The organism is Butyricicoccus sp. Marseille-Q5471 (assembly GCF_951230135.1).
Taxonomy (GTDB): Bacteria; Bacillota; Clostridia; order Oscillospirales; family Butyricicoccaceae; genus Agathobaculum.
The window spans coordinates 47,665-61,599 of sequence record NZ_CATNVC010000005.1 but is presented as its reverse complement, the minus strand read 5'-3'; the positions used below and the strand labels follow the sequence as shown (position 1 = coordinate 61,599).

The 13,935-nt window shown below is 56.7% G+C and carries 11 protein-coding genes and 1 other annotated feature; of the genes, 5 read left to right on the top strand and 6 right to left on the bottom strand.

What is annotated here, in order from left to right:
* Nucleotides 1-135: 135 nt before the first annotated feature.
* On the bottom strand, nucleotides 136-1,155 hold the full coding sequence (pheS, locus tag QOX26_RS07690; protein WP_283674392.1) for a phenylalanine--tRNA ligase subunit alpha: 1,020 nt from the start codon (nucleotides 1,153-1,155) through the stop codon (nucleotides 136-138).
* Between the two features lie 61 nt (nucleotides 1,156-1,216).
* Nucleotides 1,217-1,455 (bottom strand) — a binding site (T-box leader).
* 168 nt (nucleotides 1,456-1,623) lie between these two features.
* Here pheS and QOX26_RS07685 point away from each other — a divergent pair.
* Entirely contained in the window at nucleotides 1,624-2,964 is a 1,341-nt protein-coding gene (locus QOX26_RS07685) for a butyryl-CoA:acetate CoA-transferase (protein ID WP_283674391.1), read from the top strand.
* A gap of 138 nt (nucleotides 2,965-3,102) precedes the next feature.
* Complete coding sequence (locus QOX26_RS07680; protein ID WP_283674390.1) at nucleotides 3,103-3,657, top strand: ECF transporter S component; 555 nt, start codon at nucleotides 3,103-3,105, stop codon at nucleotides 3,655-3,657.
* A 45-nt stretch (nucleotides 3,658-3,702) separates the two neighbouring features.
* Here QOX26_RS07680 and QOX26_RS07675 read toward each other — a convergent pair whose 3' ends face one another.
* Together QOX26_RS07675 and QOX26_RS07670 are read right to left on the bottom strand one after the other, a co-directional pair.
* Entirely contained in the window at nucleotides 3,703-5,001 is a 1,299-nt protein-coding gene (locus QOX26_RS07675; protein ID WP_283674389.1) for a peptidoglycan DD-metalloendopeptidase family protein, read from the bottom strand.
* A 133-nt stretch (nucleotides 5,002-5,134) separates the two neighbouring features.
* Nucleotides 5,135-6,037 carry a zinc dependent phospholipase C family protein gene (locus QOX26_RS07670; protein ID WP_283674388.1) on the bottom strand — a complete coding sequence of 301 codons (903 nt, stop codon included), beginning with the start codon at nucleotides 6,035-6,037 and terminating at the stop codon, nucleotides 5,135-5,137.
* 137 nt (nucleotides 6,038-6,174) lie between these two features.
* On the opposite strand from QOX26_RS07670, the gene ychF reads away from it, so the two are divergent.
* The 3 genes from ychF (at nucleotide 6,175) to QOX26_RS07655 (ending at nucleotide 10,309) form a co-directional block, all read left to right on the top strand.
* Complete coding sequence (gene ychF, locus QOX26_RS07665; protein WP_283674387.1) at nucleotides 6,175-7,278, top strand: redox-regulated ATPase YchF; 1,104 nt, start codon at nucleotides 6,175-6,177, stop codon at nucleotides 7,276-7,278.
* Between the two features lie 236 nt (nucleotides 7,279-7,514).
* Nucleotides 7,515-9,215, top strand: a complete 1,701-nt coding sequence (locus QOX26_RS07660; RefSeq protein ID WP_283674386.1) for a VanW family protein — start codon at nucleotides 7,515-7,517, stop codon at nucleotides 9,213-9,215.
* A 35-nt stretch (nucleotides 9,216-9,250) separates the two neighbouring features.
* Nucleotides 9,251-10,309, top strand: coding sequence for a DUF975 family protein (locus QOX26_RS07655; RefSeq protein ID WP_283674385.1), 1,059 nt, complete (start codon nucleotides 9,251-9,253; stop codon nucleotides 10,307-10,309).
* 76 nt (nucleotides 10,310-10,385) lie between these two features.
* Here QOX26_RS07655 and QOX26_RS07650 read toward each other — a convergent pair whose 3' ends face one another.
* From QOX26_RS07650 to galE, 3 genes are read right to left on the bottom strand one after another with little or no spacing between them, the layout of a single operon-like run.
* Nucleotides 10,386-11,429, bottom strand: coding sequence for an aldose epimerase family protein (locus tag QOX26_RS07650; protein ID WP_283674384.1), 1,044 nt, complete (start codon nucleotides 11,427-11,429; stop codon nucleotides 10,386-10,388).
* Between the two features lies 1 nt (nucleotide 11,430).
* Nucleotides 11,431-12,924, bottom strand: a complete 1,494-nt coding sequence (gene galT / locus QOX26_RS07645) for a UDP-glucose--hexose-1-phosphate uridylyltransferase (RefSeq protein ID WP_283674383.1) — start codon at nucleotides 12,922-12,924, stop codon at nucleotides 11,431-11,433.
* A gap of 13 nt (nucleotides 12,925-12,937) precedes the next feature.
* Nucleotides 12,938-13,927 (bottom strand): UDP-glucose 4-epimerase GalE, encoded by a 990-nt coding sequence (gene galE, locus QOX26_RS07640; protein WP_283674382.1) that lies wholly within the window; start codon nucleotides 13,925-13,927, stop codon nucleotides 12,938-12,940.
* Nucleotides 13,928-13,935 lie beyond the last annotated feature (8 nt).

Genomic DNA, 13,935 nt, shown 5'->3' with positions numbered 1-13,935 from the left:
ATCAAAACCGGGGCTTTGCCTCGGTTTTGATACCCCGACTCAGCCGCCTTGGGCGGCGTCATTCGGGTATCAAAATGCGGTTTCTCCGGAACCGTATTTTGTATATAGGGGGCTTTTGAAGCCTCCTATACCGTTTTAGAACTGGTGCAGGAACCGCACGTCGTTTTCATAGAACAGACGGATGTCGTCAATCTTGAAACGACCCATGACCATGCGCTCCAGACCGATGCCGAACGCATAGCCCGAATACTCTTCGGGGTCAATGCCGCCGGCCTCAAGCACCGTCGGGTGCACCATGCCGCAGCCCAGAATCTCAATCCAGCCCTCGCCCTTGCAGAGCGGGCAGCCCTCGCCGTGGCAGCGGTAGCACTGAATGTCCATCTCCGCCGAAGGCTCGGTGAAGGGGAAGTGGTGCGGACGGAAACGGACAACGGTGTCCTCGCCGTACAGCTTCTTGGCGAACAGCTCCAGAATGCCCTTGAGGTCGCTCATGCGGATGTTTTTATCAACCACAAGTCCTTCAATCTGGTGGAACACCGGCGAGTGGGTCGCATCAACCGCGTCAGAGCGGTACACGCGGCCGGGCGCAATGATGCGAATCGGCGGCTTTTTGGTTTCCATCGTGCGCACCTGTACGGGTGAGGTCTGGCTGCGCAGCACGACGCTGTCCGAAATATAGAAGGAGTCCTGCGTGTCGCGTGCAGGGTGATCCTTGGGGATGTTGAGCGCTTCAAAGTTGTAGTAATCAAGTTCAACCTCGGGGCCTTCGGCAATCGAGAAGCCCAGTCCGAGGAAAATTTCCTTAAACTCGTCCAGTACGATGTTCAGCGGGTGCTTTTTGCCGAGCGTCAGGTCTTCGCCGGGCAGGGTCACGTCGATGGCTTCGCTCTCCAGCTTGTGCGCAAGCGCGGCCTGCTCAATCAGCTCCTTCTGGCGGTCAATGATGGTTTCGATTTCGGCGCGCACATCGTTGACCAACTGGCCGACGATCGGACGCTCCTCCGCTGCCACATCCTTCATGCCCTTGAGCAGTGCGGTCAGCTCGCCTTTTTTGCCCAGAAACTGAACGCGGGCAGCGTCAAGTGCGCGGGAATCGGCCGCTTTGGCGAGCTCGTCCTTGGCGGCCTGCAAAATGCCTTGCAGTTTTTCCTTCATGGTGATTCTCCTTTTGAAAATGATCGTCGGGACAAAATAAAAAACCTTTCGCCCCGTGAAAAATAGGGACGAAAGGCAAAAACGTTCTTCCGTGGTACCACCCTGATTCCCGCGCAGAGCGGGCTCTCATTGAACGCCGATAACGGGGCGTTATCCCGCCTGCGCCTACTGAAAAAGGTTCAGCGCCGGTGCTCACAGGGGAACTTCATTTCGCGTTTTCCACAGCGGTTCACAGCCAACGACCGCCGTTCTCTGAATGGAAAGGGATGCAAAACTACTTTCCCTGCTCATCGCAGTTTATCCTATTGAATACGTAATTAAGCATAACACGCCCGAAAGGGAATTGCAAGGGGGATTTCGGTATTTTACTTGCCTGTTATGGGATCAAATATCCGTATTGACCTTATGAGGGGAAGATAGTATAATATAGGTTAGTTTGTTAAATGAAAGACAATGGAGGTGTTTCATATGGATTACAAGGCGCTTTATCAAACGAAGCTCACGACCGCAGAGCAGGCGGTCAAGACGGTCAAGTCGGGAGACTGGGTGGACTATGGTTGGTGTGTTGGCACACCGGTTGCACTGGATCAGGCACTGGCGGCGCGCATGCCCGAGCTGTACGATGTCAATTTCCGCGGCGGCGTGCTGATGCGCATGCCTGAGATTTTCAAAATTGATAATCCGGCGGCGCATATGACATGGAACTCCTGGCACATGTCGGGCATCGAGCGCAAGTTTATTGCCACCGGTGCCGGCTTCTATGGCTCGATGCGTTATTCCGAGCTGCCTCGGTTCTACCGCGAGCATATTGGTCATGTGGATGTGGCGATGCTGCAGGTTGCCTCGATGGATCAGCACGGTTACTTCAGCTTTGGCCCGCAGGCCTCCCATCTGCGCGCGGTTTGCGACGTTGCGGACAAGATTATCGTCGAGGTCAACGAAAATATGCCGCGCTGCCTGGGCGGCATGGAAGATTGCATCCACATCTCCGAGGTGGATATGATTGTTGAGGGAAACAATATTGCAATGCCCGAAATGGGCTCCGTTCCGGCGACCGATGTCGACCGTAAGGTTGCCGAGCTGATTGTATCCGAAATCCCGAACGGCGCCTGCCTGCAGCTGGGCATCGGCGGCATGCCCAACACGGTCGGCTCGATGATTGCCGACTCCGACCTCAAGGATTTGGGTGTGCATACCGAGATGTATGTCGACGCGTTTGTTGACATCGCAGCAGCCGGCAAGATTAACGGCTCGCAGAAGATGATTGACCGCGGCCGTCAGGCATATGCGTTCGCGGCGGGCACCAAAAAGCTGTATGACTATCTGGACAACAACCCGCAGTGCGCTTCGATGCCGGTCGATTACACCAATGATGTGCACATCATTTCGCAGATTGACAATTTCATTTCGATTAACAATGCGGTCGATATTGACCTGTTTGGTCAGGTCAATGCCGAGTCCGCGGGCGTCAAGCAGATTTCGGGCACCGGCGGTCAGCTGGACTTCGTGATGGGCGCTTATCTGTCCAAGGGCGGCAAGAGCTTTATCTGTCTGGCCTCCACCTTCACCCAGAAGGATGGGACGGTCGCTTCGCGCATTCGCCCCACCCTGTCAAACGGCTCCATTGTGACCGATACGCGCTCGGCTACGCATTATGTGGTCACCGAGTACGGCATGGTCTGCCTCAAGGGCAAATCCTCTTGGGAGCGTGCCGAGGCGCTGATTTCGGTCGCGCACCCCGATTTTCGCGATCAGCTAATTGCGGATGCGGAGAAGATGCACATCTGGAAGCGCTCGAACAAGCGATAACAACCGCAAGCAGCCCGCCAAACGGCGGGCTGCTTTTTTAACGTTCATCTGGCATTGCGAAAAAAGCACAAACTGACGCTTTGAAAAGGGTCACGCCTGCCGTACAATGGGGGCAGTGAAAAAAAGAAGGTGTCACCTATGATGAACAAAAAAACGAGACCGATTATTCTCGCGGCGCTGATGGCCGCACTCACCACGGTTGCGACAATGATTATCCGGATTCCCACGCCGACCTTGGGCTACATCCATCTGGGCGACGGCATGGTGCTGCTGTGTGGCATTCTGCTCGGGCCGGGTGTGGGCGCGCTCGCGGCGGGCATCGGTTCGATGCTGGCCGACCTGTTCGGCGGATATATGGCGTGGGTGCCGGGCACATTCCTGATTAAGGCGCTGACCGCGCTGATTGGCGGCTGGCTGTACCACCGTCTTTCGCGCATCGGCAGGCTGAATGCGCCGGTGCGTACGGTGCTTGCGGGCATTCCGGCGGAAATTGTCATGGTGTTCGGCTATTTTGCCTATGAAATCGGCATGGAGGTCGCCGCAGGCAGTGCGGCCGGTGCGGCAGCGGTCGCAGTGGCGGCGGGCGTGCCCTTTAATATTGTGCAGGGTTTGGCCGGGGTGATTGTGTCGGCGGTACTGCTTCCGGTACTCAGCCGCGCCAATGCCGAGATGGGTGAGCGCATCCGCGCATAGAGCGAGATAAAAAAAGTGCTGTGGGAAAATCCCACAGCACTTTTTTCACGTAAGGCTCACATACATCTGCGGATCGACCTTCTCGTCGTTGACCTGCACCTCAAAATGCAGGTGCGGGCCGGTCGAGTTGCCGGAGTTGCCCGAACAGGCAATCTGCTCCCCCTTGGCCACTACGTCGCCCACGCTGACCAGCAATTGGGAATTGTGGGCATAAAGCGTTTTAAAGCCGTTTTGATGGTCAAGAATGATATAGTTGCCATACCCGTCGCCCGCATCCTCGGCAAGGATGACCTTACCATTGTCGGCCGCATAGACAGGCGTACCTTCATCGACTGCTAAATCGACGCCGCTGTGCAGCTTGCCCCAACGCCATTTGAATGCCGAGGTGAAGGTGTAGTTGTCCATCGGGCGGCAAAATTCGCCGGTGCCGATGCCGATGTTCTTGGTGCCGATTTCGACGATCTCGTTGGTTGCCTGACTGAGCACGGTGCGCTCGACCACGGTGCGGCCGCGCTCTTGCCCGTCGATGGTCAGAATCTGCGCAGTGACCACGGCTTCGCCTGCTTGGCCGGGCTGCACGGTCGCTTCCCGATTTTGATCCATCTCCTCGTTTTCACGGGTGATGGTCTCATAGGGGATTTCCTCCGTGTAGGTCACCGAGCGGGTGGAGGATACGTCAAGCTGCGGGGACAGCTCCTGATACAGTGTACCGAAATCGGCGGCAAGCGCGGTCGGTGCAATGACACGGTCGACCCGCACGCTTTGCAGGAATTCAGCCTGCTCGTTTGCAACCGTTGTGTAGCTTGACTTGATGCGGTCAAGCAGTGTCTGCGCTTCCTCGGACGATTGGCACACACCGGCCTGCTCGCCGTCCACCGAGATAACGGCAAGCGTGCCCAAATCGTCTGTGCTGTCGATCAGCGCGGCGGTCAGCTCGTCCGGATTTAGGAACTGGCTGCTGGTGCCGCGTGAAGGGGAGCAGGAAATTTCACAGGGCAGCACGTAATCCGAGCCCTGCAGGGCGGAGGCCTGCTCTTCAATCGTTGCAATTGCAGTGCCGAGCACCGCGCGGCTTTCTACCATGCCGATGGCGCGCCCTCCAGCCATGACCACCACGCCGCCATGCGTCAGCAGAACGGCAGGCAGGATAAAACAGGTTGCGAACACCGCACACGCGCAGACGGCGCGACGGCGTGCAAGCGAGCGAAAGGCGTGAGCAAGCTTGCCCCATAGTGGTAAATCATAAATCGCGCAGATCACGCGGTCGAGAAAGAGCACGACGCTGATCAGTCCGTAAATCAGACAGGACAGCAGGCCGCACAGAATAGAAAACAGGTTTCTCATGACAGTTCGCACAGAGGCAGAAGCCTCCGCGATCCCTCCTTTCAAAATCCGAGGTTACAGATTGGTAACAATGGATAGCATAAGAGGTTTGGCGGGCGAAGTCATGGGAAACCTGTCGACTAGCAATCATTTTTTAACTTTTCGGTTTGATACCATTAAAATCAGTGGGAAAAAAGCGCGAATCCAGCGGTTTTTCCTGATAATACCGGTCAAGCACTGCGCGCTGCAGCGAGAGTGCAAGCGGCACGGCGGAGTCGAACAAATCGAAGAATGAGTCGGTTCGATCCTGTCCCTCCCACTGCCAGACGCGGTGCTCAACATTGGCGCAGTCCGAGCGGAGCGGCTCGTCCGGCCGGATGAGCGAGGAGGCCATACCGGCGCGGCCGACCAGGCGCTCCAAGCGTTCCACATGGGCGCGTGCCTTCAGGCCGCCGTGCGCGAGGTGAAAAACGCGGCGTGTGTCGTGCAGCGAGCGGTACACTGCGGCGGGCGATAAATGCACCCCATACGCGGTTTTGGCCGCGAGGGACAGCGTGCGTGCGAAAACCGTGCACTCGGCCGCGTTCGGGTCGAGCAGGCGGAAGGCTTCAAAGCTTGACTGGTCGTTGGTGATATATTCGGCAATCATCACGCCATCCAAATCGGATTCCACGGTGTTGTGGCGTGCGGCCGCCGAAAGGCCGGGACGAAACAGCGCAAGCCGATCGGCTTCGGCCTGAATGAGCGGATGGGTGACACGATCGAGCGCGTAGTGGGTGCAGAAGCCGAAAACATAGGCCAGTGCCGCGGTATCATGCTGCTGCTGTGCGGCGGCGCAGAGCGCTTCAAACAGACGGTCGGGCGGCTCGGCGTGCATGCGCTGCGCCAGCCGTGTAATCGCACTGGGGAAGGGCATGTGATAATAGAACAGCGGGTCGGGTCCCTGCGCACCCCAGCGGTAGGCGGCGGGGTACAGGGCGGCGATGTGGGCAATCGCATCCCGGGTCACACGCTGAACGGTTGTTGCGAAAATATGGTGGGTCACATAGTTGGGCATACTGCGGCCACCTCCTTTGTATTAAGTATAAGGCAAAAGATTGCAAAAAGCCACAAAAAGCGTTATACTATTTTTATCATAAAATGCGGGACTGCGGGTATCTGCCAGTCTCATCTTACGCTGGAGGAATGTAAACTATGAAACTCGGCATCGTCGGTCTGCCTAACGTGGGCAAGTCCACGCTTTTTAACGCCATTACACAGGCGGGCGCGGAGAGCGCAAACTATCCGTTCTGCACCATTGACCCCAATGTCGGTATGGTAGCCGTGCCGGATGAACGCCTGCAGCCGCTGACCGAGCTGTATCACGCCAAAAAGACCACACCGGCCGTCGTGGAGTTCGTCGACATCGCAGGTCTGGTGCGCGGTGCATCCAAGGGCGAGGGCCTGGGCAATAAGTTCCTGTCCCACATTCGTGAAGTGGACGCGATTGTGCACGTGGTGCGCTGCTTTGAAAATGAAAACATCGTGCACGTAGAAGGCTCGGTCGATCCGTCGCGCGATATCGAGACGATTAACCTTGAGCTGATTCTTGCCGATATCGAGCATCTGGAGCGCCGACTCGACCGTACCCGCAAGGCGGCCAAGGCAGATAAGAAGCTCGGCCGTGATGTGGAGATTCTCGAAAAGCTGAAAGCTCATCTGGAAGAGGGCAAAACCGCCCGCACCTTCGAGGGCTTTGCAGAGGATGAGGACGTCATCCGTGTCATCGGAGAGAGTGACCTGCTTTCCTCTAAAAAGGTGATTTACGCCGCCAACATGGACGAGGCTGGTTTTACGGGCGATCAGCAGGAAAATGCACGTCTGGAAGCGGTCAAGACCATTGCGGCAGGGGAAGGCGCGATGGTGCTGCCTATCTGCGCGAAACTGGAAGAAGATATCTCCGGCATGGACGATGAGGAGAAGGACATGTTCCTGTCCGAGCTCGGCCTGCATGAGTCGGGACTTGATCGTCTGATTAAGGTGTGCTACGACCTGCTCGGGCTGATGAGCTACCTGACCGCGGGCGAGCAGGAAGTGCGCGCCTGGACAATTGACAAGGGCACCAAGGCGCCGCAGGCTGCAGGCAAAATCCATACCGACTTTGAACGCGGCTTTATCCGCGCCGAGGTCATCAACTATAAGGATTTGATTGCGCTGGGCTCGCTTTCCGCCGCGCGGGAAAAGGGACTGGTTCGTTCGGAAGGCAAGGAGTATGTCATGCAGGACGGAGACGTCGTGCTGTTCCGCTTTAACGTGTGATTTTTCCGAGGCAGCCGCCAACGCGGCTGCTTCACTTTTTTACGGTGATTCTATGGGAATTTTGGGGGTTAGATATAGGTATTCGTGATTTAACCAAATTGTTGTTGCTTCTCATACCAATGCACTCTATAATGGAAAGATAGGATTTCGTCGAAAACAGGCGAACGTAATTTTCGTCGTTTTTGTATGCAATGAGAGTAGAACGCATATATCAAGTATCAAAAAGGGGAGCATTCATGTTGGGTCGCAAAGCGAAGAAAGGCGCGCATTTGGTGAATAAAAACGCTAAGAATCCCGCGCCCAAACCCGAAAAACAAATACGCAAGGGTCGTTTTCCGGTCGTCTGCGGTATTGCGGGCGGCCTGTTTGCCGTGCTTCTGGTCGGCTTAATCGGATTTACTTATCTGTATCCGAACATTTTTCCGGGCGTGACGGTGGGGTCGATTCCGGTCGGCGGCATGAACGATGAGCAGGCCGTATCAGCAGTGGAAACCCAGAGCGCGCCGCTGTATCAGGATGCCGATGTTTCGGTCACAATTTATGAAAAGACGTACGACATTCCGGTCAAATCGGTGCTGGAAAACGTGGATGCGAAGCAGTCGGTTGAAAACGCACGCGCAGTCGGCCGCACAGGCAATCCGCTGCAGCGCGTCGGGCAGGTTGTGCTGGCGCTCGTCGGCAAGGGCGAAGCGCAGATTGCGGCAACGGTAGACGATGCAGGCCTACGCAAGGCATTGGGCGACATCGCGGCTGAGGCGCTGACCAAGCCGGTTGAACCCACATGGGAAATCGGGGAGGATACGATGACCCTGCACGCAGGCAAGCCGGGTGTCACCTTTGACAGCTTGCTCGTCGAGCAGACCATGACCGAAAAAATTCGATTGATGAACTTTGAACCCTATGCGGTCGATACCACGCTGACCGAAACCCCTGCGATTAATATGGATCAGATTGCCTCTGCCGTCATCGGTGATCCGGTCAGTGCAACCGTGAGCAAGGAGGATGGCAAGACCATCGTGCCCGAAAAGGCAGGCGTGCAGTTCGATTTGGAGGAAGCAAAGAAAATCGTCGGCGACGGCTCGGCAGAGAGCTACATCATTCCGATTGTGAAAACACCCGCCAAGGTGACCGCGGCAGATCTCAAGGAAAAGCTGTTCCGCGATACGCTCGCACGCACGACCACCAGTCTCAACGAAGGCAATGTGCCGCGTACCAACAACGTGCGGCTGGCGTCCAAGGCGATTAACGGAACCATCCTAAACCCGGGAGATGAGTTTTCGTACAACGGTGTGGTGGGTGAACGTTCTGAGGCGCGCGGCTACAAGCCCGCCGGCGCGTATGCCAACGGCAAAATCATTGAGGAATTCGGCGGCGGCGTGTGTCAGCCGTCCTCAACGCTGTATATGGCTGTGCTTCGCGCGGATTTGGAGGTCACTGAGCGGCATAACCATTCCTTCACCGTTTCCTATACGCCGCTTGGCGAGGACGCCACGGTCGACTACGGCACGCTCGACTTCCGGTTTAAGAACAACACCGATTATCCGGTCAAGGTACTGGCCGAGCAGGTCGGCGGACAGATGGTTATGACGATTATCGGCACAAAAACCACCGATAAATCGGTTAAAACACGCACTGAGGTGTTAAAAACCTATACACCCGAGACGGTAGAGAAAAAGGATACCTCAATGAAGGTAGGGCAGACACGCGTTGACCAGACCGGCATCACCGGCTATTCGACCCGCACCTATAAGCAAATTACCGTGAACGGTCAAATGAGCGAGGTGCTGGCGAATTCATCGAGCTATGTCAAACGCGACAAGATTGTCTATGTTGGCACGATTGAGCCGGAAAAACCCAAGGAAGACACGACTGCCAAACCGAATACCGACGCCCAGACGCAGCCTGATGCGGGCGCTGATCCGGAAAAGGCTGACTGAGGATAGAGAAAACGACAAATGTGGGAGGACAAAAAATGGAGTATTCCAAAGAAATTCGCAAGGGGATTAAGAAGGAGTGCAAGGCGCACGTGAAAGAGCGCTTGGGCAGCTGCATCGGACTGATGTTTCTGTACGGACTGCCGTTCTTTTTGCTGACAATCATGATGTACGGCGCAATTTTTGGCCGTGCATTCGCCATGATGGCCACTTCATCCAGCTTCGTCAGCGCGGAGCAGATGGAGATGATGGTGGCGCAGAGTTTGCTCAGCAGCATGAATTCCATTGGGTTGGTGCTGGTGCTGATGGTTGTAATTGCGGGACCGCTGCAGTTTGGTATGATGAAGTATTATATCGCACTGCGCCGCGGCGAACAGCCGACTGTGGGGTTGCTGTTCCATCCGTTTACTTCGCTGCACTCGGTTTGGACCGGCATCAAAATGGAACTTTGCCTGATGCTGCGTTCACTGATTTGGATGATCGGACCGATGCTGATTTATTTCCTGATTGTGACCGGCCTTTCGGTTGGCATGGCCATGGGCGGCGCGTCCGCCGGCTCGATGGCAGGGACGATGCTGGCACTTGAAATTGTGTTCATTCTGGCGATGATTCCGATTTCCGTTAAGCTGATGACCTACAACGCGGGATGGATTATTCTGGACGAGGATGAAAGCTACGGCGCTTGGGCGGCTTCGAGAGATGCCAGCCATGCCTTCAGCGGCCATTACGGGAAGCTGTTTGTCTTCGTGCTGAGCTTTCTGCCGTGGTATCTGCTGGTATTCGGCGTTGTGTATGGCTGCATCCTGCTCGGCGTATTCGGCATGTCGATGATGGGCGTGGCCGGCAGCGGCGTTGCCGTACTGGTGCTGTGCTGCATTGCGGCGATTATTCTGGATATTGTCGTCAGTGCGTTCCTATCGGCCTATATGAATACGTCGTTCATCGGCCTGTACGAGTATTTCGATGAGGCACGCAAACCGGTTTATCAGCCGCCGGTAAATCCGGTGTACAGCGCACCCGTACAGCCTGCTGAACCGCAGCAGACGGAGGACGCGTCCGACGAGCCGCAGAGCAGCGACGATTCCGAAGAACAATAAGAAATAGAAACACCCTCCGTTTTCACGGAGGGTGTTTCTATTTGGGAGAGAAGAAGTTGGTGTATAGAAAAACCGTTTACCGAGAGAAGAAGCGATATACGGTTTTCTGGCGATAAGTATGTCCCGCGCGCAGAATGGGCTGCGGGAAGTTCGGATGATGCACCGCATCGGGGAAGCACTGGGTTTCCAGACAGAACCCGTGCCTGCGTCCGTAGCGCACACCGCCCTTGCCGAGCGGCATTTCGTCATCAAGAAAGTTGCCGGTGTAGAACTGTACGCCCGGCTGGGTGCTTTGCACCTCCATATGAATGCCGGTCTGTGTACAATAGGCTTCGGCGGTCGGGCGCAGCACGCCGGACTTGCCGTCAATGACCCAGTTATGGTCGTAGCCGCCCGCGAAGGCGAGCTGTTCGAAGGCATCATCCCAGTGAGCACCGATTGGCTGCTCTTCGCGCAAATCCATCGGCGTGCCGTCAACCAGAGTAATTTTGCCCGTTGGAACGGCGTTTGCATCGGCGGGTGTATATTGTGAGGCGTGCAGCCGGATGGTCTGATCGCCAACCGGACCGCTGCCGTGTCCTGCAAGGTTAAAATAGCTATGGTTGGTCAGGTTGCAGAGGGTGTCCGCGTCGGTTTCCGCGCGGTATTCGATAGAGAGCGCGCCGTTTTCAAGTGCATAGGTGACGGTCGCTTGCAGGCGGCCGGGATAGCCTTCCTCGCCGTCCGCGCTCGAGTAGCGCAGCACCAGACCGGTCGGAGTTTCGAGCGCAGTCCAATGTCTGCGGTCAAAGCCCGACAAGCCGCCGTGCAGATGATTGGGCCCGCTGTTGCGGGCAAGCAGATAAACCGTGCCGTTGAGCGCGAAGCCATCGTCGGAAATGCGATTGGCGCAGCGGCCGATGAGTGCGCCGATGTATTTATCCTGCGCCTGATAGGCTTCGATGCTGTCGTAGCCAAGCAAGACATCGGTCAGTCTGCCGTTTCGGTCGGGTACGCGAAGCGATTGCAGCGCGCCGCCGTAGGTAATCACATCGGCCGTCATGCGGCCGTCGGACAGGGTGTAGCGGTCGACCGGCATGCCGTCAGCCGCGGTTCCAAAGAGCGTGCGGTTGATTTCCATGTTATCTCACCTGCTCTGCGAAACGGCGGAACGCCGCCTGCCCCTGTTCGTTGCGTGCGTAGACGCCGGCATGCTCCAGCACGGTGGCAAAGACGAGACCGACCTCTTTGTGCAGAATCTCGGTAATGTTCTCCGCAGTCAGCGTGTTGTTTTTGGCGATTTCCTCTGCCCAATCGGCGTGAGACGCAGTGCGGGAATCACCGCGCAGGTCGTCGCCCGCAAGCAGCTTTTCGCTCAATACGGCAAGCTCTTCCTTGAGGCGGGCAGGCAGCACAGCCAGACCCATGACCTCAATCAGGCCGATGTTTTCCTTTTTGATATGGTGCAGCTCGGCGTGGGGATGGTAAAGGCCGAGCGGATGCTCTTCGGTGGTCAGGTTGTTGCGCAGTACGAGATCAAGCTCAAAATCGTCGCCGCGGCGGCGGGCAATCGGCGTAATCGTGTTGTGTGGCACGCCATCGGTTTCGGCAAAAATCATGGCCGCTTCATCCGAATAGCCGCGCCACGACTGGAGAATTCGGTCGGCAAGCTCGACCAGACGGTCAGCATCCTTGCAGCAAAGGCGGATGACCGACATCGGCCATTTCACAATGCCGGCGGCAACGTCATCAAAGCCTTCGAAGGAGAGCGCGGTCTCAATCGGTGCGCGTTCCATCGCAAAGGTGTAGTGCCCGCCCTGAAAATGGTCGTGCGCCAGAATTGAGCCGCCTACAATGGGCAAATCGGCGTTCGAGCCGACAAAGTAGTGCGGGAACTGGCCGACAAAGTCAAGCAGCTTGCCAAAGCAGGCGCGGTCAATCTTCATCGGAGTATGCTCCCGATTGAAGCAGATGCAGTGCTCGTTATAGTAAACATAGGGCGAATATTGCAGGAACCATGGGCTGCCGTTGATCTCAATCGGCACAATGCGATGGTTCTGGCGCGCCGGATGGTTGATGCGGCCGGCATAGCCCTCGTTTTCGCTGCACAGCAGACATTTGGGGTAGGCCGCAGCGGGCAGATTGCGCGCGGCGGCGATGGCCTTGGGATCCTTTTCGGGCTTGGAAAGGTTGATGGTGATATCAAACGCGCCGTAGGGTGTTTCGCTCTTCCATTGCACATCCTTGGCGATGCGATCGCGACGGATATAGTTGGTGTCCTGACTGAACTTATAATACCAGTCGGTGGCCTGCTGCGGACTCTGCTCATACAGCGCACGGAACTTCGCAATAATTTCGCGCGGCGGAGGGGTCAGACGGCCCATCAGCGCGGTGTCGAACAGGTCACGATAGACAATTGAGTCCTCGGGCAGCACGCCGCGGGCATGCGCATCGTCCATCAGCGTGGTGAGAATCTCGGACAGGTCGATAGATGCATCCTGCTGTGCGGACGCATCGTAGCTGTCAAGCTGAAGCAGCTCGAGCACAGCGTTGGTCGCCCAGACTTCGTCCTCCGGCGCGATGAGCCCGGTTCGCAGGGCATAAGCAATCAGTTGTGAAACTGCGGTGTCGATCATGGGGCGAACTCCTTTACTGCTCGAAGCCGTGCGGATGCGCCTGATGCCATTTCCACGCGGTGTCGATGATGGTGTGCAGATCGTCGTACTTGGGCTTCCAGCCGAGCACGTCTTTGGCCTTCTGGCTGGAGGCAATCAGCTGTGCGGGGTCGCCGGCGCGGCGCGGCTCAACCTTGGCGGGAATCGGGTGGCCGGTCACGCGGCGGGTCTCTTCAATGACCTCCTTGACCGAAAAGCCCACGCCGTTGCCGAGGTTAAAGACGTTGTTGTCATTTCCGGCAAGCAGATAGTCGAGCGCCAGAATATGCGCCTGTGCCAGATCGGAAACATGAATGTAGTCACGGATGCAGGTGCCGTCCGGCGTGGGATAGTCCTCGCCGAAGATGGCGATTTTCTCACGCTGACCGTTCGGAACCTGCAGAATCAGCGGAATGAGGTGAGTTTCGGGATTGTGTGCCTCGCCGATTGCCCCCGAAGCGTGCGCACCGCAGGCGTTGAAATAGCGCAGCGCGACAAAGCGCAGGCCGTGCGCAATCGAGGTCCACTTCATCATATGCTCCATGGCAAGCTTGGTCTCGCCGTAGCAGTTGGTCGGACAGGTGCGATCATCCTCCATAATCGGCACACGCTCAGGCTCGCCGTAGGTCGCGGCAGTGGAGGAGAAGACGATTTTGTCCACACCGTGCGCCACCATGCTTTCCAGCAGTGTTTTGGTGCCGCAAAGATTGTTGTCATAGTATTTCAGGGGCTTTACCATGCTCTCGCCAACCTGACTGTTGGCGGCGAAGTGAATGACGCCCTCGATTTGTTCGCTGTCAAATACGCGGTCAATAAATGCGCGGTCACGGATATCGCCCTCATAAAAGCGTGCCTTGGGATGCACCGCTGCGCGGAAACCGGTTTCCAGATTATCTGCCACGACCACGTCGCGGCCTGCGTCGATGAGCTCATAAACGGTGTGCGAGCCGATGTAGCCCGCGCCGCCCAGTACCAGAATAGCCATTGTATAAT

Excerpts from the sequence above, each read along its gene's own strand:
- QOX26_RS07660 (WP_283674386.1), top strand. The coding sequence starts at position 7,515 with ATGTTGGGTCGCAAAGCGAAGAAAGGCGCGCATTTGGTGAATAAAAAC.
- QOX26_RS07680 (WP_283674390.1), top strand. The coding sequence starts at position 3,103 with ATGATGAACAAAAAAACGAGACCGATTATTCTCGCGGCGCTGATGGCC.
- QOX26_RS07685 (WP_283674391.1), top strand. The coding sequence starts at position 1,624 with ATGGATTACAAGGCGCTTTATCAAACGAAGCTCACGACCGCAGAGCAG.
- QOX26_RS07655 (WP_283674385.1), top strand. The coding sequence starts at position 9,251 with ATGGAGTATTCCAAAGAAATTCGCAAGGGGATTAAGAAGGAGTGCAAG.
- QOX26_RS07650 (WP_283674384.1), bottom strand. The coding sequence starts at position 11,429 with ATGGAAATCAACCGCACGCTCTTTGGAACCGCGGCTGACGGCATGCCG.
- QOX26_RS07670 (WP_283674388.1), bottom strand. The coding sequence starts at position 6,037 with ATGCCCAACTATGTGACCCACCATATTTTCGCAACAACCGTTCAGCGT.
- QOX26_RS07675 (WP_283674389.1), bottom strand. The coding sequence starts at position 5,001 with ATGAGAAACCTGTTTTCTATTCTGTGCGGCCTGCTGTCCTGTCTGATT.
- ychF (WP_283674387.1), top strand. The coding sequence starts at position 6,175 with ATGAAACTCGGCATCGTCGGTCTGCCTAACGTGGGCAAGTCCACGCTT.
- galE (WP_283674382.1), bottom strand. The coding sequence starts at position 13,927 with ATGGCTATTCTGGTACTGGGCGGCGCGGGCTACATCGGCTCGCACACC.
- pheS (WP_283674392.1), bottom strand. The coding sequence starts at position 1,155 with ATGAAGGAAAAACTGCAAGGCATTTTGCAGGCCGCCAAGGACGAGCTC.
- galT (WP_283674383.1), bottom strand. The coding sequence starts at position 12,924 with ATGATCGACACCGCAGTTTCACAACTGATTGCTTATGCCCTGCGAACC.